The sequence below is a fragment of the Raoultibacter timonensis genome (assembly GCF_022845715.1).
GTDB lineage: Bacteria > Actinomycetota > Coriobacteriia > Coriobacteriales > Eggerthellaceae > Raoultibacter > Raoultibacter timonensis.
On the sequence record NZ_AP025564.1, the window covers coordinates 141,519 to 162,340 of the forward strand.

General features: G+C 55.5%; 16 protein-coding genes. 14 read left to right on the forward strand and 2 right to left on the reverse strand.

The window, feature by feature from the left end:
- Window positions 1-82: 82 nt before the first annotated feature.
- From MWL89_RS00495 to MWL89_RS00535, 10 genes are all read left to right on the forward strand, one after another.
- Entirely contained in the window at window positions 83-1,801 is a 1,719-nt protein-coding gene (locus MWL89_RS00495) for a sigma-54-dependent Fis family transcriptional regulator (RefSeq protein WP_244387547.1), read from the forward strand.
- A 295-nt stretch (window positions 1,802-2,096) separates the two neighbouring features.
- On the forward strand, window positions 2,097-4,712 hold the full coding sequence (locus MWL89_RS00500; RefSeq protein WP_102379421.1) for a molybdopterin-dependent oxidoreductase: 2,616 nt from the start codon (window positions 2,097-2,099) through the stop codon (window positions 4,710-4,712).
- Window positions 4,712-5,527, forward strand: coding sequence for a 4Fe-4S dicluster domain-containing protein (locus tag MWL89_RS00505; RefSeq protein WP_244387548.1), 816 nt, complete (start codon window positions 4,712-4,714; stop codon window positions 5,525-5,527). The genes MWL89_RS00500 and MWL89_RS00505 overlap by 1 nt, the downstream gene beginning before the upstream one ends.
- Before the next feature lie 785 nt (window positions 5,528-6,312).
- Window positions 6,313-7,566 carry an MFS transporter gene (locus MWL89_RS00510; RefSeq protein WP_244387549.1) on the forward strand — a complete coding sequence of 418 codons (1,254 nt, stop codon included), beginning with the start codon at window positions 6,313-6,315 and terminating at the stop codon, window positions 7,564-7,566.
- A 141-nt stretch (window positions 7,567-7,707) separates the two neighbouring features.
- Window positions 7,708-8,967, forward strand: coding sequence for an MFS transporter (locus MWL89_RS00515; protein WP_244387551.1), 1,260 nt, complete (start codon window positions 7,708-7,710; stop codon window positions 8,965-8,967).
- A gap of 72 nt (window positions 8,968-9,039) precedes the next feature.
- A complete protein-coding gene (locus tag MWL89_RS00520; RefSeq protein WP_244387553.1) occupies window positions 9,040-9,444 on the forward strand; it encodes a nitroreductase family protein in 405 nt (134 codons plus the stop codon).
- Window positions 9,434-9,559 (forward strand): hypothetical protein, encoded by a 126-nt coding sequence (locus MWL89_RS16265; protein WP_279611943.1) that lies wholly within the window; start codon window positions 9,434-9,436, stop codon window positions 9,557-9,559. Before MWL89_RS00520 ends, MWL89_RS16265 begins: the two co-directional genes overlap by 11 nt.
- 23 nt (window positions 9,560-9,582) lie before the next feature.
- Complete coding sequence (locus tag MWL89_RS00525) at window positions 9,583-10,233, forward strand: HAD hydrolase-like protein (protein WP_244387555.1); 651 nt, start codon at window positions 9,583-9,585, stop codon at window positions 10,231-10,233.
- A 264-nt stretch (window positions 10,234-10,497) separates the two neighbouring features.
- On the forward strand, window positions 10,498-11,355 hold the full coding sequence (locus MWL89_RS00530) for an ABC transporter ATP-binding protein (RefSeq protein ID WP_244387557.1): 858 nt from the start codon (window positions 10,498-10,500) through the stop codon (window positions 11,353-11,355).
- On the forward strand, window positions 11,355-12,089 hold the full coding sequence (locus tag MWL89_RS00535; RefSeq protein ID WP_244387559.1) for an ABC transporter permease: 735 nt from the start codon (window positions 11,355-11,357) through the stop codon (window positions 12,087-12,089). Before MWL89_RS00530 ends, MWL89_RS00535 begins: the two co-directional genes overlap by 1 nt.
- Before the next feature lie 98 nt (window positions 12,090-12,187).
- On the opposite strand, the gene MWL89_RS00540 is transcribed toward MWL89_RS00535, so the two are convergent.
- Window positions 12,188-13,819, reverse strand: a complete 1,632-nt coding sequence (locus MWL89_RS00540; protein ID WP_244387561.1) for an FAD-dependent oxidoreductase — start codon at window positions 13,817-13,819, stop codon at window positions 12,188-12,190.
- A gap of 187 nt (window positions 13,820-14,006) precedes the next feature.
- Window positions 14,007-15,035, reverse strand: a complete 1,029-nt coding sequence (locus MWL89_RS00545) for a LysR family transcriptional regulator (protein WP_244387563.1) — start codon at window positions 15,033-15,035, stop codon at window positions 14,007-14,009.
- A gap of 236 nt (window positions 15,036-15,271) precedes the next feature.
- Between MWL89_RS00545 and purE the strand changes: the two genes are divergently transcribed.
- The 4 genes from purE to MWL89_RS00565 all read left to right on the forward strand — a co-directional run bounded on the left by purE (window position 15,272) and on the right by MWL89_RS00565 (window position 19,176).
- Complete coding sequence (purE, locus tag MWL89_RS00550) at window positions 15,272-15,742, forward strand: 5-(carboxyamino)imidazole ribonucleotide mutase (protein WP_244387565.1); 471 nt, start codon at window positions 15,272-15,274, stop codon at window positions 15,740-15,742.
- A gap of 288 nt (window positions 15,743-16,030) precedes the next feature.
- On the forward strand, window positions 16,031-17,080 hold the full coding sequence (locus MWL89_RS00555; RefSeq protein WP_244387566.1) for a hypothetical protein: 1,050 nt from the start codon (window positions 16,031-16,033) through the stop codon (window positions 17,078-17,080).
- 179 nt (window positions 17,081-17,259) lie between these two features.
- A complete protein-coding gene (locus MWL89_RS00560) occupies window positions 17,260-18,147 on the forward strand; it encodes a VanW family protein (RefSeq protein WP_180995182.1) in 888 nt (295 codons plus the stop codon).
- A gap of 81 nt (window positions 18,148-18,228) precedes the next feature.
- Window positions 18,229-19,176 (forward strand): PRC-barrel domain-containing protein, encoded by a 948-nt coding sequence (locus MWL89_RS00565; protein WP_244411320.1) that lies wholly within the window; start codon window positions 18,229-18,231, stop codon window positions 19,174-19,176.
- The last annotated feature ends 1,646 nt before the right edge of the window (window positions 19,177-20,822 follow it).

The following is a 20,822-nucleotide window of genomic DNA, read 5'->3' on the forward strand; positions in this document are numbered from 1 at the left end:
GTCAAGCAATTGCTCGCGATGGGCAACCGCGATGCTGTAAAATGCGGCATCGTGTTAGTTCGCGAAAAAGGGGGCGCTCGGGATGAGCATTGTGAACTCGCGTTTGAATGCACTTTCGTCTGACAAAGAAAAATCATCGTATCTCGCTAAAATCAGAGCGAACAAGGATGAGTTGGTCAGGATGGGTGAGAGCCTGTTCAAAACGCCAAGCGTTGAGCCGGAGGTCGCGGTTTTGTGGGTTGCGTCGCGCAATGCCGGCGTCGATCCGTACGCTTCGACGAATTCCGAGGGAATCGATTACGAAGAGCTGTCAAAACGACTTGCTGAAAACGCCGATACCATTGCGGTGGTGGACGAGGTCATAGAGTCTTTCCGCGGCGTTTTGAGAAAAGTGGTCACCTCGGTGTTCTATGCCGATAGCGAAGGCGTGGTTCTCTACTTGTTCGAAGGCGATGTCTCCAACGATAATTACCGGCAATTCGGTACGCGCGTCGGCGGCTTGTGGCGGGAAGACGTTACGGGTACTTCCGCCGTTTCCCTGTGCGTTAAGCACCAAGATGTTGTTCAGTTGGTAGGGCCGGAGCACTACCGTGTTGTCATGCAGGATCATTTGACCACGGCAGTTCCCATTCGCGATGGCGAAGGGGAGTTTATCGGCGTATTGGCGATGACCACGCTGCACAACAAAGTCGGTACGGGTCTTTCCTATGCGCAGCCCTATATGCTCGGACTGTCTATGGCGCTGGCTTCTTCTATCGAGGGGACGATAAGGCTCAAAACCAGATCGTTGGATACGGCAACCGAAAAAGAAAAGGACGAATACCCTTTCAGAGAGCTTCGCGAGGGCGTGTGGAACTTACCCAGATTCGATGATTTCGTAGGATCGAGCGCTTCTCTTTCGAATGCGAAAAAGCTCGCAAAGCAAGCTGCTGCCACAGGTATGAATGTTCTGATCAGCGGAGAGATGGGCGTAGGGAAGCTCATGCTTGCCAAAATCATTGCTGCAAAGCGAGGGGTGAGCCCCGAATCCCTTATGATGCTGTCGTTTTCGGGTATACCCGAGTCCATCCTCGAAGAGGAGGTTTTCGGCAAGGAGAGTTTGGGGGGAGGCGCTGAAAAGGTCGGCATCCTCGAGCAAGCGAAGGATGGCGTGCTCATCATTCTCGATGTCGGCGATATTCCCGCAAAGATTCAGCACGCGCTTCTGAATGCGATAGAGGAGCAGTCGTTTTGCAGGGTCGGGGGATCGGTTCGCGTGCCGTTGGGATCGCCCCAGATCGTTTCTACGTCCGAGATCGATTTGATAGAGCTCGTCAGATCCGGCAAGCTGAGAAGCGACTTGGCCATCACGCTTTCGTCGGTATCGATTTCGATCCCACCGCTGCGCGAAAGACGCGATGATGAGCGCATGCTCATCGGCTACCTGATAAAACGTGAAAGCGAGCGGCTCGGGGTTGCTCCGCCGCGCCTTACTTCTCGCGCCATGCAGGTTTTGCTCGCAGCGCAGCTTCCGGGTAACGTACGCCAATTGCGAAACATCCTGCAATACGCAATCGTCGTTTCGGAGAAACAGACGATCGAGGCAGAAGATTTTCCGCTCAGCATAGAAGAGGGTGCATCCAACGGGCTCGCAGATACCGATGGGAGTCGGGTGCTAACCCTGAAAGAGGCCGAGCAAAAGGCGATAGAGCATGCCCTCGAGTTCACGAACGGGAACATTCGCGAAGCGGGGCGGGTTTTAGGCATAAGCAGGTCTACGCTTTACAGGAAAATGGAAGAATACCGCATTGTCTGTAAATAAATGTACATTCGATGGAGCAACTATGTAATTCAATTTCAGCGTCGACCGGTCATTTTGGTTCGGTTTCCCACAATCGAACATGTATCAAAATGGGACATATAGATAACGTCGAAATGTGTCTTATTATGGGACACATTTTTTGTTTTCCCTCGTTAATGGTCGATAAAACATAGAACAAATGTTGCAGATTCTAACCTCCTATAATCAAAATCCGCTACTGGACAGCTGATTCGAACGGGCGAAATCCCGCCGAATCTATAAGCGAGCCATAGGACAAGGAGAGAGGAGAATCTGCATGAGCGAGCCCATCAAGATCAAGGACAAAACGGTCCTCAAGGGTCTTGGCTTCGACAGCTTCGGCCAGGGGTCGAATTCCTGCGAAGTCGACGTTCTCGACGGAAAGATCGTACGTACGCGTCCGTTCCACTACAACTATAAGAATGCCTACGATCCCATGGAAAAGAATCCCTGGAAAATCGAGGCTCGCGGCCATACGCTGGTCGCGAAGGAAGAATCGCTTCTGTGCCCGTTCGAGCTGGCATACAAGCTGCGCGCCTATTCGCCCAACCGCATTCCGTTTCCGTTGAAGCGCGTCGACTGGGAACCCGGCGGAGACCCCGAAAAGATCAACGCCGAGAACCGCGGTATTTCAAAGTTCGTGCGCATCAGCTGGGACGAGGCCACGACTATCATCGCAAACGAGATCAGGCGCATGGAATCGCAATACGGCCTGACTGCTATCCTTGCGCAATGCGATGGCCATGGCGAGACGAAGAGCATACACGGTCCGCACGGCTGCCAAACGCACCTGCTGCAGTTGCTGGGCAACTACACTCAGCAGATCCGCACCCCCGACAGTTGGGAAGGCTGGGTTTGGGGTGCGAAACATGTTTGGGCCCAGTTCCCTGTGGGCCAGCAGCGCCAGGTGAATATGCTCAAGGATATCTGCGAGCATTCCGAAATGATGCTGTACTGGGGTTCCGATCCCGAGGCCATGTGCTGGGGCTGGGGCGGTCAGACGGCAAGCCACATCGCTTACCATTTCGATAAACTCGGCATTAAAAACGTATTCGTATCGCCTGATTTCAACTACACTGCGGCAGCGCATCCGGGCAAGTGGATTCCCGTTCTCCCCAACACCGACTCCGCTCTTCAGTGCGCTATCGCCTACACGTGGATTACCGAGGGTCTCTACGATCGCGAGTATATCGACACGCACTCGATCGGGTTCGAGTGGTTCGAGTCCTATGTTATGGGCGGCATCGACGATGTGATCAAGACCCCGAAATGGGCAGAAGAGATCTGCGGTGTGCCCGCCCGTATCATCAAGGCGTTTGCTCGCGATTGGGCCGCACATGTGACGGTAATCTCGCACTGCAACGGCGGCGGCTACATCCGCTCTGCGTACTCGCACGAGCCTGCCCGTCTCGAGGTTGTGCTTTTGGCTATGCAGGGTCTCGGCAAGCCCGGTTCCGGTCAGTTCATCTACTTCCAATGGCAGCTGTTCGGCATGCAATCGACCAATGCGGGTCCGCGTTCTTCGATTATTCCGAGCATCGAGGGCTGCTATCACGGTATCGATCAAGCCTTCATCCCCGAGTCCTTCATCCCGAAAACCCTTATTCCGAAGGCGATCCTCGGCGATTGGTCTGAAGAGAATCCGCTGAAATGGCACAGCTTCACACATTGCTCGCTGCCTGCCTCAGACCAGTTCGACGAGTACCAGTACCCTGTGCCGGGCGCTTCTCCCATCCACATGATCTGGACCGACACACCCTGCTGGACCACGTGCTGGAACGGCGGCAACGAGATGATCGAGGCTGCCCGCTCGTCCAAGATAGAGTTCATCCTGGCCCAGCATCCTTGGTTCGAGAACGACTGCCTGTTCGCCGACATCCTTCTGCCCGTCAATACCAAGTTCGAGGAAGAGGACTTCGCCGACGACCTGCTGAACGGCTTCTACAACCACATCTTCTATGAAGCCCCGGCCATCGAGCCGATCGGCGAGTCGAAGAGCGACTGGGAATGCGTGCTCGAGGTTGCCAAGAAGCTCGGCGTTTACGACGAACTGTCTGAAGGACTTACCTACGAGGACCTTATCTATCGCGGCTGGGAGAAATCTCGCTGTGCCGACAACGTGAGCTACGAGGACTTCCGCAAGAACGAGTACTACGTCATCCCGACTGCCGAGGATTGGGAAGAAGACGAGCCCGGCTTGCATGCCTTCTGGCGCGATCCGCAGAACAATCCGCTTGACACCCCGTCGGGTTTGCTCGAGATCTACTCCCCGTCGTTGGCGTATAACTTCCCCGACGACGAAGAGCGCCTGCCCTATCCGCGCTACATGGGCGACGGTGAGTCGCATCAGGAAAGCCGCTTCTCCCCGCGTGCGAAGGATTACCCCTATGTCATGATGTCCAACCATCCGCGCTGGCGCGTGCATGCGAACATGGACGACGTTCCGTGGTTCCAGGAGATCGAAACCAGCAAGGTTCATGGCGACGACGGCTATCCTTACGAACCCGTATGGATCAACTCTGCCGACGCTGTCGAGCTGGGTATCGAAGACGGCGATATCGTCGAGATCCACAACGAACGCGGCATGGTGCTCGGCGGTGCGTACGTTACCGAGCGCATCATGAGGGGCGCGGTCAACCAGGATCATGGCGCTCGCCTCGATCCGTTGGAGTTCGGCGTTGCCGACCGTGGCGGCGCGAACAACATCATCTGCCCGACAAACGTGACCTCCAAGCACTGCGCTGGCGAAGTTACCAATGGCTTCTTGGTCGGTCTGAAGAAGGCAAACATGGATGAGCTACGTGCTCGTTACCCCGAGGCCTTCGAGCGCAAGTTCGACGCTGCAACGGGCATGGTTATCAGCGATTGGGTCATCGAAGGAGATGAAGAGTAATGAAGGTATTCGTCATCGACGAACAGAAATGCAACGGTTGCCATAACTGCCAGATCGCCTGCAAAGACGAGCATTGCGGCAACGATTGGAGCCCCATCTCGCTTCCGCAGCCGCTTACGGGTCAATTCTGGGTAAAGGTCGATGAGAAGACGGTCGGCCAGACCCCGAAAGTGCGCGTCGACTATCACGTGACGCGTTGCAACCACTGCGAGAATGCCCCGTGTATGGCGGCCGGCGAAAACGGAGCAGTGTATCGTCGCGAGGATGGCCTCGTGATCATCGACCCGGTTGCTGCGAAGGGTCAGAAGGCCATCGTGGATGCATGCCCCTACGGTGTGGTGTTCTGGAACGAGGAGCTTGAAGTTGCGCAGAAATGCACGGGTTGCGCCCATCTTCTCGATGCGGGCGAAAAACCTCATTGCGTCGACGTGTGCACGACGGGTGCCCTGCGTTTCGGCGAATACGAGGAGTTCGCCGAGGAACTCGAGGGAGAAAACGTCGAGGTTATGAAGCCCGAGCTGGGCACCAAGCCGCACGTGTACTACCTCAACCGCCCCAAACTTTTCTATGCGGGCGATGTTTACGATCCCGATTTGGACGAGTGTCTGGAAAACGCCAAGGTCACGCTTGTTCGCGAGAGCGACGGAGCGGTTTTCGAACAGGTTACCGACATCTACGGTGATTTCTGGTTTGACGGTCAGGTGGCTGGCAGCCATGAGCTGCGTATTGAGTGCAAGGGCTACGAAGCCGTCGTCAAAAAGTTTGATGCCGATGAGTGCCTGAATCTCGGGAGCTTTCCGATGAGCAAAGCTTAAGCCTGCAAGCGATGCGATTCCAATCAAGGGTGCCCGTCGCCAAAGCGGGCGGGCATCCTTGTTGATGAAAACCGAAGTAATGAAAGAAAGAGAGTTCGAATATGTGTTTTAGACCTGCAATGGCATCAGCTGAAATCAAGTGCCCTCGCTGCGGGCATCCCATCGAAGCGAAGGACGGCGAGGTTTGCCCGAAATGCGGTCTTACCAAGGCCGATGTTGAGGGTGGGAATCTCGTTCCGAAGCCGGGCGGGCTTGTCCCGCCCCCGCCTGCACCCCCTAAGGCCCGGTAGGTCCGGGGGATCGCGTGTCTCGAGCGGAACTCGGTAAAGTAGCGGTACTCGTCTGCTCGGACGATACTGTCGTCGAGCGGGAGGTGGATGCGGGGATTCCGGTTGCGCAGGCACTGGAGTCTCTTGGTTATCCCGCGAAGACTCCCTGTGGGGGTATGGGTCATTGCTGCTCGTGCGCTACGAAAGTGTGGCGCAGCGGCGAAGCTTCGCCTACGAGGGTCCGCGCTTGCCGAGAGGTTGTACTGGGGGGAATGCGCATCTATCCGGCTCAACCCGAAAGGGTTTCCATTCCGGTGCCGCCTTTGCCCAAAGCGACGTTTCCTCGAGCAAGGGGTTGACGGCTGCCGCTCGGGTCTTCGCACGGGCAAACCGGTCTTTTGCGTCATGGATTTGGCATTGCCATGCGGGCAAGGCGATAGGGGCAGGGGAATGCTCCCTCACGCAGTGCGTTGCCCGCATGCCATGAAATACAAACAATGAAGGAAGGGTTTAGAAATGGCCTCAAATGAAACAACAGCTTCGCCGAGCAAGTGGCGCTGGCTCGTTCTCGTGACATGCTTCTTGCTCTATCTGTTCGGCAATTACTCTTCGTTCGCCATGGGGCTTACGATGGTTCCCGTGCGCGAGGTTATGGGTATCGACGCGGCAGCTGGCGGTATGCTCTCGTCTATTCTAATGTTCGGCGCAGTGATCGGCTGCGTTCTCGCAGGCCGTCTTGCTTCTACGTGGGGAAGCCGCAACGTGATCATCGCTTCCGGCGTGGTCATCGGCCTTTGCTGCATCGCATGCTCGCAGATTGCCGACTACAATGCATGGCTCGTCATCAGGTTCATCAACGGCCTGGCATACGGCGCGCAGCTTGGCCCGGTGGTCACGATCGCCGCTGACCATTGGGTGGGCAAGCATCAGAATACCGCTACGGCGTTCATCCTCTCGAGCTTCCCGATCGCAGGCCTTTCGGCGTCGTTTGTCACTAAGATGTTCGCGGCTGACTATACGATGGTTTGGCTTGTTTGCGGTCTTGTCATCATTCCTGCGCTGCTCGTGCTTCTCGTTCCGAGCGACAAGCTCAGCGCCGAACAGGTTGCCGCTCAGGCAAAGAAGGGCGAAAGCGTCGGCTTCGGCTCCATCTTCGAGGGAAACCTCAAGTTCGTTACCATTTTCGCCATCATTGTGAGCTTCATGAACATGGCGGGCGTCTGGGCGCTCGGCACCTGGCTGCCCTCTTGGCTCATGAACGAGCGCGGTCTGACCACAGATATCATGGCTAACTTCTCCATGGTCAACTACCTCGGCGGTTTTGTGGGGTACTTCTTCTGGTCTTGGCTGGGAAAGAAAATCACCAACCCCAAGTCGCTTATCGTAGGCTACTTCGCAACTGCGGCAGCTATGGTCGTCTACATTATCATGCCTGGCACCGATCTGCTATTCTACTGGGGTCCTGTCGTGTACTTCTGCCAGGCTGTTAATGTTATGTGCTCCATCACCTTCGCTGCTGCATTCCCTCGTCTTATCAGGGCGTATGGTGCTGGTACCTGCTTCAACGTTGGTCGTGTTGGCTCTATCATCTCGCCTTATACCACCGCCATCATCGGCACCGCTCTCGGACTCACTGCCGGTTTGGCTACCGTTCCGGTGTTCTACGCGGTGGGCGGCCTGTTCGGCTTCGGTCTCAACCGCTTCGTGAAGAAGCAGGAGAGCCTCGATTCTCAGGAGAGCTTCGAAGCTGCTGAAAGCGCCGAGAAATAAGCTTGCCGTTTTAGTCGGCGGCAGCGCGGGAGCGGGCAATGGGTACCGTAGCGCGCCGCCGACTTTTGCCGGTATGGATCGACAAATGTGCGACGGGCTCGATCCCGTCCGCACTCCCAAAATAGGAAATGGGAGGGTAGCATGAAAAACGATGCGTTTTACATCGCAAAGGGGTCTCCCGGAACGAAAGCACGTTGGGCGGTTGTTGCTTGCTGCGCCGCAGCGTACTTCTTCGATTCCTACGACATGTACATTCTGGGAATCACGATGCAGAGCATTCTCGGCGATCTGAACATGACGACGGCTCAAGGCGGATTGCTCTCGTCAGCGACAATGCTCGGAGCCGTTATCGGCAGCGTGTTTTTGGGGCGCTTTGCGTCGAACCGAGGCAACAAGCTTTGCCTTGTGGTATGTACCGCTTGGATCGGCGTCGGATCGCTCGCCGTTGTCTTCGTATCCAGTTTTCCGGCGTGGTTTGCTCTGCGCGTTTTCACAGGAATGGGCATCGGCGGCATCATGGGTCCTATCCATGCCCTCATCTGGCAGCACTGGACTCCCGGCCACCGTGCGAAAATCACGGGCGTAACGTTTTCTACGTTCCCGATCGCGGGTATCGTCGCAAGCCTCATGGGCAAGCTGATGCTCGTTGCCGACTTCAGGTGGATATTCGTTACCGCTGGTTTTTCGCTCGTGGTTGCCCTTGTCGCTCAGTTCGCCATTCCCGATGATCGGCATCTGGCTCCTGCCTTCCAGGCGAAAACGTCCAAAAACGTCGAGAAGATCAAGCTCAATGAGATCCTTGTGGGTAATTACAAATGGATCACGCTGTTCGCCATTTTAGCCAGCTTCAGCAACATGGCTGCTTGTTGGGCGATGAACACGTGGATTCCGTCTTGGCTCATGACCGATCGTGGCTTCGACGTAAGCCAGATGACGAACTTCTCGATGCTGAACTACGTCGGTGGCTTGGCGGGATACCTCATTTGGGGTGTTATAGGTTCGAAGATCGGTTCGGGCAAGGCTATGGTTGCAGCGTATGCGCTTTCGGCGGTGGCGCTCTTGGCTTACATAGCGCTGCCGGGCGGCGACTACCTGCTTATACTCGGGCCGTTGCTGTACTTTGGCCAAGGCGGCTGCGGCTGCCTCAATTCGATTCTTTTCGCAGAGGCTTATCCCGAGCGTACAAGGGCTTACGGATCCGGCACGACGTTCAACGTCGGGAGGATCGGCTCTATCATTTCGCCCTACTCGGTTGCGCTTGTAGGTGCGAGTTTCGGCCTTACGGTGGGTTTGCTCATGGCTCCGGCGTTCTTCGCGTTCGGCGTTGTCGTGTCGGTTGGGTTGAACGGCGTACTGCGCAAGCAGAGGACCCTTGAGGCCGCAGAAGCCGATCAGCCGTAATATGTACGTTTATTGCTGTTCGTCGAGCGTCGGGTTTTGATCCGGCTCTCGGGTATATGAAAGGAAGTACGGATGGAAGCGTTTGAAGCGATTTTGGGTCGCAGGTCTATCAGGTCTTACTCCGATAAGCAGGTTTCCGCTGACGCTGTGCGCAAGGTATGCAACGCGGGGCTTTACGCCGCTAGCGGCAACGGCATGCAGTCGACCATCGTGGTTGCGGTGAGCGACAAGGAGGTGCGCGACAGGATGTCGGCTTTGAACGCAGCGGTTCGCGGCCAGGAGGACGATCCGTTCTACGGCGCTCCTGTTGTTTTGGCGGTGCTTGCAAAAGCAGAGGCGGGTACCTGCGTGCAAGATGGGAGCCTCACCATGGCAACGCTTATGCTCGCTGCTCGAGCGGAAGGCCTGGGATCGTGCTGGGTGCATCGTGCGAAGGAGCAGTTCGAGGGGGGAAGAAGGCCGGGCTTTGTACGATGAGCTCGGCATCCCTGAGGGCTATGTGGGAATCGGAAACTGCATCCTGGGATATCCTGCCGAAGGCTTTCCCGAGGCGGACGCGCGCCATGAGGGCCGCGTGATCGAGATCGCGTAAAACGATTGATCGAGGAGGCATTTGTGAAGTACGAGTACGTTCTGCTCGATTTGGACGGGACGCTCACCGATCCCGAGGAGGGCATAACGAAGTCCATTCGCTATGCCCTCGCCTCCTTCGGGATTGAGGAATGCGACCGCTCCAAGCTGCGATCGTTCATCGGACCTCCCCTGAAAAGCTCCTTTCAAGATTTTTATGGCATGAGCGACGAAAACGCCGATCTTGCCATAGCTCGGTATCGTGAGCGCTTCGCCGATAAGGGCCTGTACGAAAACACGGTTTACCCTGGGGTGGAAAAACTACTCGCCTCGCTCAAGGAGGCGGGAATTAGCGTGGCATTGGCCACCTCGAAGCCTACGGTGTATGCGCTGCGCATCCTTGAGCATTTTGACCTCGATGGATACTTCGACTTCGCCCTCGGTAGCGAGCTGGACGGTACGCGTACCGCGAAAGCCGACGTTGTTGCCGGTGTTGTCGCTCATTTCGCCGAGACCGATCGAGCGAAGTTCGTTATGGTGGGCGATCGGAGCCATGACATGGTTGGCGCACGATCGAACGGAATCGATTCCATCGGCGTGCTTTACGGTTATGGCTCGCGCGAAGAGCTTGTCGAAAGCAAAGCAACATATATCGCCGAGTCGATCGACGGGCTTTCTCGTCTTCTCTGCAATTAGCTTTTTCCTGCGATTCGCATTTATCCTTCGAAAACAGCGGCATGGAAGAATTGCCGGTTGGATTGAACCGCATCCGCGATGCGGCCGGCCGCCGTATGCAGCGTGGTCCGTACGTGTGCTCTTTTCGTCCCTCCCAGTGCTCCTTTCGTCGTTATCCGTTCTCCTGTCAGGCGTTATGCATTGTCGTGCGCAAGGCGGCGTGGGATAACTGCACCAAGCCAAACCACGACGGCCGATCGACCGTCCGACGAAAAGGAGAAAGAGATGACACCCATGCTGACACGGCTGCTCTCGATGGACCGCGTGCACCTGTCCTTCAAAGATAAGCGCGTACTCGACAACCTCACCTTCGAGGTGCACCGCGGCGAAACGTTCGGGTTTCTTGGCCCCTCGGGCGCCGGCAAGACCACGACCATCAAGCTTTTGACCCGTCAATTGACGAAGGATTCTGGAACGGTGGAGCTGTTCAGCCGCCCGATCGAAAACGCCCACGACGCCGATTACGAGCGTATCGGCATTCTCTCCGATACGAGCAGCTTGTACGAGCGCATGTCCATCGAGGACAACCTCAGGTTCTATGCAAAGGTGCGCGGCGTGTCGGAATCCGCCATCGCGCCGCTGCTTGAGCGGGTGGGTCTCACCGATGATCGCAAAACGCTCGTGAAGAAGTGCTCGAAGGGGATGCGCCAACGCGCGACGTTGCTCGCGGCGCTCATCCACAATCCCGAGCTTTTATTTCTCGACGAGCCGACAAGCGGTCTCGATCCTGCGGCTCGCCTTGAGGTGCACCGCATGCTCAAGGATCTGCACGACCAGAAAACGACGATCTTCCTTACGACGCACGATATGACCGAAGCGGAAAGCTTGTGCGATCGCGTGGGGATTCTCGACAACGGTCACCTTGTCGCGTGCGACACGCCCGAAGCCTTGAAGCAGCGTTTTGCGCAGAACAAGGTGCGCATCGTCATGAACGACAAGTCGATAAGGGAAACGACCAAAGATGCCGCCGGAGCCGTTATCATTGCTGAGGCGCTTGAGAGCGGAAAGGTTCTGTCGATCCATTCCGAAGAGCCGAGCCTGAACGACGTATTTCTCCGCCTGACCGGAAAGGAGTTCGAATAATGAACGCAGCACTTCGCAAAATCGGCGCATTGTCGATCAAAGACGCCAAGGATTTGGTGAGAAACCCCGCAATTGCCGTATGCGCCCTTATGCCGATCGGGTTCATGCTGTTGTACCGCTACGTCATGTTCGCTAACGTTCCTTCTGAGGCGGAAGCAGAGATGAACAGCTTCCTGATCGGTACGGCACCGTGCTTCGCGGTCGGCATGATCTGCGCGATGACCATTCTCTATGCGCTTTCCGAAGAGAAGGAAAAGCATACGCTGCGCACGCTTATGCTGGCAAACGTGAGCGCGGGTCAGGTTATGATAGCGAAGGTGTTCGTGTCGCTGGCGGTTATCGTGATCGTCGACGTCGTGTGCTTCTTCGTTATCGGAGTCGATGTCTCCCTGCTCGCCCCCTACATAGCGATTGCGTTTTTCGGATCCCTTTCGATCGTGCTGCTCTCGCTTGTGCTCGGTCTCGTCTCGCGCGATATGGTGAGTTCGGGGGTGTATGCGCTGCCGATCATCGTGCTCGCCCTGCTGCCCATGTTCAGCATGTTCGGGGAGAGCTTCGAGACGATCGCGAGCTATTCGCCCTGCGGTGGCATGTACGATCTTATGGTCATGCTGCAGGAAGGCAGGCTGTTTACATCCGACGCGCTCGTTGCGCTTGCCGTGATGTTCGGGTGGATCGCCGTCTGTGCAATCGCATTCGTGCTTGTTTTCAAGAAACTTGGAAAGGACAACTAGGAAACGCGTGAAAGAATTGTTTTGAAAAGCGGGCTCCGGTGTAATGCCCGGAGCCCGCTTTTGCGAATCGCGTGCAAGCGATTCAGCCCATCTGGCTACTATCGCTTTGCGTAAGCTGCTGCGCTTTGGGCGCTTCTTCTTCCCGTGGCAAGTGATATTCCTTGACACGATGAAGGCACGGTTATCCCGTAGGTTTCGCCTTGGAAACCTCCGCATTCGACGCCGGCAGCATAGAGTCCGGCGATAGGGGTTTCGTCTTCCTTTACCACTTCCGCATTGCTGTTGATATGGATGCCGCCGAACATGTTCACCTTAGCGCCCTTGACCCTAAAGCCGTAAAACGGACCTGTCTCGATCTTGTCGGTGAGATACTCGGCTTTTTTGCCAAGAGCAGGATCCTCTTTCGCATCAACGAGCTTGTTGTAGTCTTGGACGGTCTTCTCGAGCGCTGTTGGTTCGATACCCAGCAAGCTTGCTAAATCGGCAATGCTATCAGCCTTGAAAACGTTCTCGCTTTCTCGGCTGAGCTCTTGGTCGAGTTCTTTGGGAGCGTCGGGGAGGGGAGCGTCTTTGTATACGTAATAGCCCCATCCGACATTGGGATCGCCTTTTTCAACCAGTCGATCGAACAAAGCTTGATCGAGGATCGAAAAAGCTTTGTGCTGGCTCTCGATTGCATTCGGGGCATAAATCGCCGTGCGGACAAGCCATTCGTTCATGAACCTTTTCCCGTCTTGATTTACCCAGAGAGCATAGGGGTTCATGGCTGCAAGCGCGGCGAGCTGCGAAGCCACTCCAAGGGGTTCTACTGTTGTGCCAACGAGAGGCGCCATCAATCGGTAGGGTTTTCCCATGCCGGCTTCGCCCGCCATCCTGATGCCGTCGCCATCGAGCCCTGGGGCTCCGCACCACATGTACTTTTCCGATGTGCGGGAGGTGTGATTATCAAAAAGCTCGTTGTTTGATCCGGCACTGCCCGTAGCGAGAATTACTGCTTTTGCATTAATGTTGAGAACATCCTTTCCATTTTCGGCTTGAACGCCCACTACGGTGTCGCCATCCATAAGTAGATGCGTGACGGGAGTGTCGGTTCTGATTTCGACCCCGATTGAGCGCGCTGCCTCTTCAAGCTTTGCGATCATGGTGCTTCCCCGATGATCTTCGTAAATGTGCTGCGTTCTTATGCCTGCGTAGGGTCCTTGTCCAAGTTCGACGAATTTGACACCGTGGTCCATGAGCCAAGCAAGATTTTCTTCGGCACCATTAACGACAAAATCCCAGAGGGTGTAGTCGACGATGTATCGTTGGAATTCGAGTTCGATCGCCAGAAGATCAGACAGACTGCCGTTTACTCCTGCCTCCTTCTGGAGGTCGGAGCCCATGCCGAACACTCCTTCCGCGAAATTGGTGCCACCGCCGAGGACGCTTTGCTTTTCAAGAAGCAAAGCGTTCGCCCCTTCTTCAGCCGCCGTGACCGCTGCCGACATTCCACCCATTCCGCTTCCTACGACGACCACGTCTGTATCAATTGTTTGGGTTGGCTCCTTTAGCGCGATTGCACCGTCTTCAGCGTTCGATTCGAGATCTTTTGAGGGGTTGCCGCTGGCGGTGCAGCCAATCATGCCCGTCGCAAGCGCTGTTGCCCCTATGCCCATACCAAGCAGGAGCTGACGTCGCGATAGGGTCGAGCGATTCTCTTTTGGAGATTTGAATTCGTTATTAGCTTTCATCGGGTCCTCCTGTTTATCCCTGCCCAAAACCACCCGCTTTTGATAGGCGCTAGCAACCCGAAAAGCCGGTATACAGACAAGGTAATCGACAAAAGATTTCGTGAGAATAAAAGCTTGTTTGCGCTTTCCGTAAAGAAACGATTGAGATGCCTGACCAGATAAAGAAAGCTAAAAACGCTGCGTAGAATTATTTCCGGGGTCGCTTTTTGTTGAATGCCGGGCGGTTGATCTTGAAGAAAAGGGCGGGATCGTTTTCTTCGACGTATGTTGGAAAAGATTGCCGCAGGGATCGTTGAACATAGTCGAAGAGCTTGCCGGCCTGCTCGTTGTGCGAAGCTCCGAGAATACCAGCAACGTGTGATATTTTCGGTTCCAAAGGAATGGTTTTGCCGTTGATGGCTTTTTGGCACTGCATGCGTAGCGGTTCGGGTAGAGAGCTGCAGAGTCCCACCATCCCGTACTCGTTTACGGCGGTGTCGAGTATATCGGGATCCATCGTCATCAATCCCGGTTGGACGGCTTCTCCGGAGTTCGTTTGTTGGCCGATAACACCCAGAAGGAACGAGTCGTTGTGGCAGGCAAGTTTTTCCGTTTCGATCTCGCTCCATTTTACGGAAGCTCTTTTTGCGTAGGCGCTATTATCGGAGCAGATCAACCTAAACGAGGAGAGGAGGAAGGGCTTGAAGTAGTCTCTATCGAAAACGACTTTCTTGATGAAATCGGCTGGGTAGCTGTTCTCGAACGGCTTGAGTTCAAGGGGCAGATCGATAAGATATAGCGTATTGTCATCGGCTTTATCGAACTGCTTGGCGATTTCAAACGAACTTTGCACCTCGATGCTGGTGCGGAGTTCCGGATCAACGCGAAGGACGTATTCTTCGATAAGGAAAGCAATGGATTGATGAACGAAAGGGGATACGACGACATGCAGCTGCGCCCATCGACCGCGGCCGCTTTTCTGCATTGCTGCTACTGTCTGCAGGCTTCGATACGCGCCGACAACACGTTCAGCTTCTTTGGCAAGCTCAAGGCCTTCCTTTGTTGGTTCGAGCGCACCGCCGCTGCTGTGCACAAAGAGCTGGGTGTCGAGTTGCTTTTCGAGCGTTCGAATCGACGCACTGGCCCCTTGGGGCGTGATGCAAAACTGCTTAGAAGCTTTCGTAAGCGATTTTGATTCCACTACGGCAAGAAAAAGCGATAAAGATTCTATTTGCATTCCCCGACACCACCTGAAACGTGATCCTCTCCCGCAGCCCATTATAGCTCATACCCGCGCTCGTGCCCGTTGCCTGCGATAGGCGCACAGGCGAAGTTGCGGATTGTGCGGAGCCCTTTTCTGCGGACGCATGCTTTTCGTATTGAGCGGATTTGTAAAACCGTGGCGTCCGCCATCGCCATTCGCTACACTAACCGTATCAAGCAAAATCGACACCACCGCGAAAAGGAGTTCGAATGTCAGCTGAGAACAGCGCGCCGCTCGTCGGCATCATCATGGGGTCTGAAAGCGATATGCCTGCCATGGAGCCGTGCATGAAACAGCTCGAAGAGTTCGGCGTTTCTTACGAGGTGAAAGTGGCAAGCGCCCATCGCAGGCCGGCCGAGGTGCACGAGTGGGCGTCGACGGCTGTCGAGCGCGGCATTCGCGTGATCGTCGCTGCTGCCGGCAAGGCTGCGCATCTGGGCGGCGTCGTTGCCGCATATACGCCGAATCCAGTTATTACCGTTCCCATGAAGACGAGCGATCTCGGCGGGCTCGATTCCCTGCTTTCGATGGTGCAGATGCCCTCGGGCGTGCCGGTTGCCTGCGTTGCCATCAACGGCGCGAAGAACGCGGCGATCCTTGCTGTGCAGATGCTCGGTACGGGCAGCGACGAGGCTCGTCAGAAGATCGTCGACTTCAAAGAGGGCATGGCCAACGCGTAGCGGGGTAGTGCCGCTCGATGGCGCAAGCGCACCAGCCATCCATATCGACTATGTAGCGGGAGCCGTGTGCTCCCGCTGCGTTTTCTCGTCCTTCTTGCGTTAAAACAGCGCAGGTGATATGCAGAAAAATGTATTACGAAAGCTAATTGAGATGTTTTTAACATTAAGCGATACGGTAATATATAATGCTCTCACATCGAATTAGCACGAGGATAGGCCTCGTGCGATCGGAAGTGTTTGTTAGACGGGAACGCTGACGTGCAAGGATCTTGGCTTGGGATCGGGTTGATGGCCATTGTGGTTATCGCTGGAGCGGTCATGGGCTTCAAACAAAGTGGAACAAGGGCGCAGCTGCGGGCAACGCTCTGTGCGTTTGCGTCCTTACTCGTTCTCGTTGTCTTGTTCGTCGGACTTTCGGTGATATCTTCTCAGCAGTGGTTGGCCCCCGCTCTTGCGGCGGCATGCCTCGTCGTTCCCTTGGCGGTGTACTTTGCGGTATTGGCCATCCTGAATGCTCGCCGCAGAAAAGAAGCGGCTCCATCAAAAGAGTATCGTCGCGTTTCGGTGCGCAGCACGGCTTCCGAGGATCCTGAAGTGTCGTCTTCGCAGGTAGTGGCATCTGCTCCACCTGCACACGATGCCGCTTGCAAACAGTTCGAACCCATTGAATTCGCAAAGCCATTCGATTCGTTTGAACAAAACAAGCGCTTGGATGTCGAGCATGGCGAAGCTGATTTCGACGAGTTCACCGCATTTGACGAAAGCACATTCGCCGATGAGGGGATTTCGCGCGAGTCGATCGGCGGAGAAGAGGTCGAGCCAAAATTCGAAGAGGCTGTTGCGGTTTGCGAGCAGGATGCTACCGTGCCCTCTGAGCCTGAGCCTGAGCCTGAGCCTGAGCCTGAGCCTGAGCCTGAGCCTGAGCCTGAGCCTGAGCCTGAGCCTGAGCCTGAGCCTGAGCCTGAGCCTGAGCCTGAGCCTGAGCCCGAGCCCGAGCCCGAGCCCGAGCCCGAGCCTGAGCCTGAGCCCGAGCCTGAGCCCGAGCCCGCTTTGGCTCCGACTGCATTCGATCCTTCCAGCTACTTTACCAAGGCTACCTCGTTGCGCGACAGGGGGCTGTTTGCGGTGGCCGCGAAGCTGTACGCGGAATGCGCCGAGTTGACCGATGATCGTGCGACGTACCGCAAGGCGGTTGTCGAGCAGATCGCGTGCTATGTAAAAGCGAATCAGCTCGAGCAGGCGCAAGATCTTGCCGCCAAGCTCAAGGACGCATCGCCCGATCTGACGGCAATCGAGTCGATGAAAGTCGATGCGGTGCTGAGGATGGTGTCGCAATGACGCCTCGCCATGCGAAGAAAAGAGCTCCCGTACAGAGAAAACCGGTTCACCCGACGACGAGGACGACGACGGTATCCCCGGTTGCTGCAAGACAAGTCTCTCCCGCGAGGCGGGCGACAACAAACGCTCGCTCGGCAGCTCGGCGGACGAAGTCCGTTCGTGGGCTCAGCACCTCTCGGTTGCCCATCGCATTAACGTTTGCCTGCAGCGCAATCGTCGCCTTCGTCATCGCTTTCGGCAATCCGTTTTTGTGGGTGACCGCCGAGCAACAGATCGCCTCGAACTATGCGGCGGGAACCGACGAAGACGATTACCAGTTCATCGAACAGGTTGTCGGCGGCGAGGGCGATACGGCGAATCTCGTTTGCCTGGGCGAATACAAGGCCATTTCTCAAGACGATGATTCCGACAGGGCTTCCAACATCGACCTGGCTGCGCGAACGCTCGATGGGACGGAAATCAAACCCGGTGAAACGTTTTCGGTGAACGAAGCACTGGGCGATACCTCTCAAGACGAGCGATATTTTGAGACCGCGGTAGTCGATGGGACGACGCTCGTGAAAGGTCGCGGAGGCGGCGTATGCCAGGTGTCTACCGCGCTCTACATCGCGGCGCTTAAGGCGAACCTCGAAATAGTGGAACGCTATCCCCATACTATCGTATCCGATTACGCTCCGATCGGCCTCGATGCGACGCTCGCGTATGGGCAGAAGGATCTTCGCATCAAGAACAATACCGAAAAGAGCGTGTTCATACGAGCCACGGCGCTCGGACAGACCGTCGATGTGAAGCTATACGGCACCGCGGGAGTCGATGGCGAATCGATCGATGCTACGTCGAAGATTATCGATCGATTCGATCTTCCTGCGGCAGACGTGTACGACGATCCCGGGTTGCTCGGGTTGAACCCCGACGATCCCGTAACGTTCTACGTGGCCGAATCGTATCGCGTGCTGTATCGCGATGGGACGATGGTTTCGAACGATCTGCTGTCAACCGACACCTATCAGGTGTCGGTTCAGTCTGGTGTGCTTGTAGGCGAGGGCGGGGTCGATCCTGCCAAGTAGGCGTTGCCGATAGAGAATCAGTAAGGTGCAAAAGTGGGTAGCGGTATGGGTTGCGCGGTGCGCTGCCCGGAAAGGAAGAACATGGAAACGAACGAATCGATACTGACCAAGGGAGTTGTTTCGATCGACGATCGCAAGCAGGTGAGAAAGGTCAAGGGCGTTATCATCGATTGCGATGCGTGCGGAGTAAGCCACTACATCGTTTCGAGCGCGAGCACGAATTCCTCGCTCGTCCTACCATTCGAGAAATCGCTTGCAGTAGGCGATACGTTTATGACGATCCAAAGCCGCGATGATTTCCTTTCGACCACCGATCTGACCGCGCGCGGTGCCCTCGAAGATAATTTCGACCTGGTGGGCCTTGAGGTGTATTCGCGTGCCGGCAGTCATCTGGGCGTTATCAAAGGATTCGACATCGATACTGCGTTCGGAAACGTTACGAAAATCGATCTTGAAGACGGTGACTCGTTCGAGAGCGAGTCCTATGTGTTCTTCGCTCGTGAGTTCGTATTCGTTGATGACGGAACCGAGATCGACGCCGACATCCGCGTTGCGGCCGTCGAGCCGACTGCAGGGGAAACCGAGGGGGAAGCAGCCCCTTTGGCTGAACCGGCCGACGATGAGGTGGCTGTCGAGCCGGAGAGCGAAGAGGTAGTCGAAAGGGTTCTCGAAAGCGATGAGGCCGATGAGGCCATCTACGAAGCCGAAGAAGCTGAGGAAGAGGCTGCGGCTGAGGACGAAGCGGAGTGTGTTGCTGAAGGCGATTTCGAAGATGATCCTTCCGATGACGTCACCGAGGAGCCCGTTGCAGCTGAGTTGGAGGCTGATAGCGCCGAGTCGGTTGAGGAAGAATCCGATCCCGACGCCGAGCTGCGTTCCTTTCTTGTGGGAAAGAAACTCAACGAGCGCGTTGTGAGCCAGGACGGCTCTTTCGTTATCGAAGCGGGCGAAGAGATAACCGAGCAGGTGTTCGCCGAAGCCCAGAAGTGCGATGCGGTGCTGCTTCTTACGATGAGCGTTGACGAATAATCGTTTGGCCGAACGATAGGTTACTGGCCTCCACCCAACAAGGGCGGGGGCCTTGTTGGGTGAAAGGGCTCGAGCCGGGCTGCCACTCGCTATCGGATTTGAATGCGAGGCAAGAAGAACGGGCGCTGCTCGCGGCGATAATCGCCGAATTCAAGGAATTCCAAATAGGAATTTACGCTTCACAAGGCAAAATGCTTTATTTCTAAACTATAATTGATATACTCATGATTAAGTTGAGGCAGACTTGTGGTGTCTTGACTTTTGGGATTATATACATAACAGAAGAGAAAGTTGCAGACGTGCAAATCTCAGATGTGAAGATTGCGAGCGCAGTCTTATTGGTCGCATTCGGCCTGTTTTGCTATGGGGTCAACAAGGTCGGTGTCAAGGATTCATCGGGAACCGGCACTACAAAGAATCGGTTCTGCGAGCGGATTGCGCAAATCCGCCAAGGCTTGCGGCACACGTGCGAGACGGTGAATATTTCGGGGGGGGGTGGAATTTCCGCCCTTCTTGCCGTTGTTCTTGTGTGTGGGTGCCTATTCCCTAGTTCCCTTCAGCTTGCTCGTGGTGAGGAATCGGGGGATGCTGCGGGCGACGGCTCGGGCACCGCGATGCAAGAGGAGGCTTCGGCGAGCGTTACCATTCAGGTTGATGGAGACGATGCGATCGGTTTGAACGAAGAGCCGTTTGAGCATGGAATGCCAACGCTCGAAGAATATATTGAGCAGGTCGCGGGCGGAAATGCGATTGCAGCGCTGTCTGTAGAGGGCGATGAGAGCGAAGTTGCATCAGCCCAGCTTGCAGAAATATACGCTTCTTCGGATCCGGAAATGGTTCCAGGCAAACCTCGGTATTACAATGCGCGATGGGACGATGCGATTGCAAAAGTGAAAGCAACTGGCGTTTCCGGAACCGAATTCGCCGATACGTCGGTTAAATCAAATGACGGCAGCGCGCTCGTTCCGTGGAACGGCGATCTTGCTGGTGCTACTCCATTGCATGGTGGAACCGGATCGGTCGATGATCCGTACCAAATCTATTCTGCCGAAGAGTTGCGATACGCTTTGGTGAACCAGAAATCATGCAAGCTTATGCAGGACATCGATCTTGGCGGGCTGCAGGGTCGCAACTGGGTTGCTGTCTCGATTACGACACCGATTGTTGTTGACGGTAACGGACATACCGTCTGGAATATGTATTCGTATAGCGATAACGCCACAAGTGGAAATGATGACCCCGTAGGATTTCTTGGCGATGTAACCGTTGAGGATTTTTACCTCAAGAACCTTACGATGTCTAATACGAAATGCGAAGCAGTTACTCAGTCGAATGCTCGCATGGCAACAGTGATTGGAAGTTTCCGCGCTGGCCATGTAGATAATTGCGCTTTGGAGAATGCTCTCGTCGGCCCTAGGAACTACGTGGGCGGCGATGCGGTCATCAATAGCTTGCATGGTGTTGGAGGCATGTTCACTTCTTCGAACAAAGCTCCTGAGGGACAGGTATTCATCACCAACACCTATACGAAAAACGTTCATGTGCGAGGGACCGATTGCGTCGCTAATTTTTTCGAAGGTGGTTGGGGACGTCGGGACACGTATGGTGATAAATCTCTCATAACCATCGACAACTGCGCGGCAATC

Coding starts and splice junctions, on each gene's coding strand:
- MWL89_RS00495 (WP_244387547.1), top strand. CDS start 83: ATGAGCATTGTGAACTCGCGTTTGAATGCACTTTCGTCTGACAAAGAA.
- purE (WP_244387565.1), top strand. CDS start 15,272: ATGTCAGCTGAGAACAGCGCGCCGCTCGTCGGCATCATCATGGGGTCT.
- MWL89_RS00520 (WP_244387553.1), top strand. CDS start 9,040: ATGGAAGCGTTTGAAGCGATTTTGGGTCGCAGGTCTATCAGGTCTTAC.
- MWL89_RS00500 (WP_102379421.1), top strand. CDS start 2,097: ATGAGCGAGCCCATCAAGATCAAGGACAAAACGGTCCTCAAGGGTCTT.
- MWL89_RS00555 (WP_244387566.1), top strand. CDS start 16,031: ATGGCCATTGTGGTTATCGCTGGAGCGGTCATGGGCTTCAAACAAAGT.
- MWL89_RS00535 (WP_244387559.1), top strand. CDS start 11,355: ATGAACGCAGCACTTCGCAAAATCGGCGCATTGTCGATCAAAGACGCC.
- MWL89_RS00505 (WP_244387548.1), top strand. CDS start 4,712: ATGAAGGTATTCGTCATCGACGAACAGAAATGCAACGGTTGCCATAAC.
- MWL89_RS00515 (WP_244387551.1), top strand. CDS start 7,708: ATGAAAAACGATGCGTTTTACATCGCAAAGGGGTCTCCCGGAACGAAA.
- MWL89_RS00510 (WP_244387549.1), top strand. CDS start 6,313: ATGGCCTCAAATGAAACAACAGCTTCGCCGAGCAAGTGGCGCTGGCTC.
- MWL89_RS00530 (WP_244387557.1), top strand. CDS start 10,498: ATGACACCCATGCTGACACGGCTGCTCTCGATGGACCGCGTGCACCTG.
- MWL89_RS00545 (WP_244387563.1), bottom strand. CDS start 15,035: ATGCAAATAGAATCTTTATCGCTTTTTCTTGCCGTAGTGGAATCAAAA.
- MWL89_RS00565 (WP_244411320.1), top strand. CDS start 18,229: ATGGAAACGAACGAATCGATACTGACCAAGGGAGTTGTTTCGATCGAC.
- MWL89_RS00540 (WP_244387561.1), bottom strand. CDS start 13,819: ATGAAAGCTAATAACGAATTCAAATCTCCAAAAGAGAATCGCTCGACC.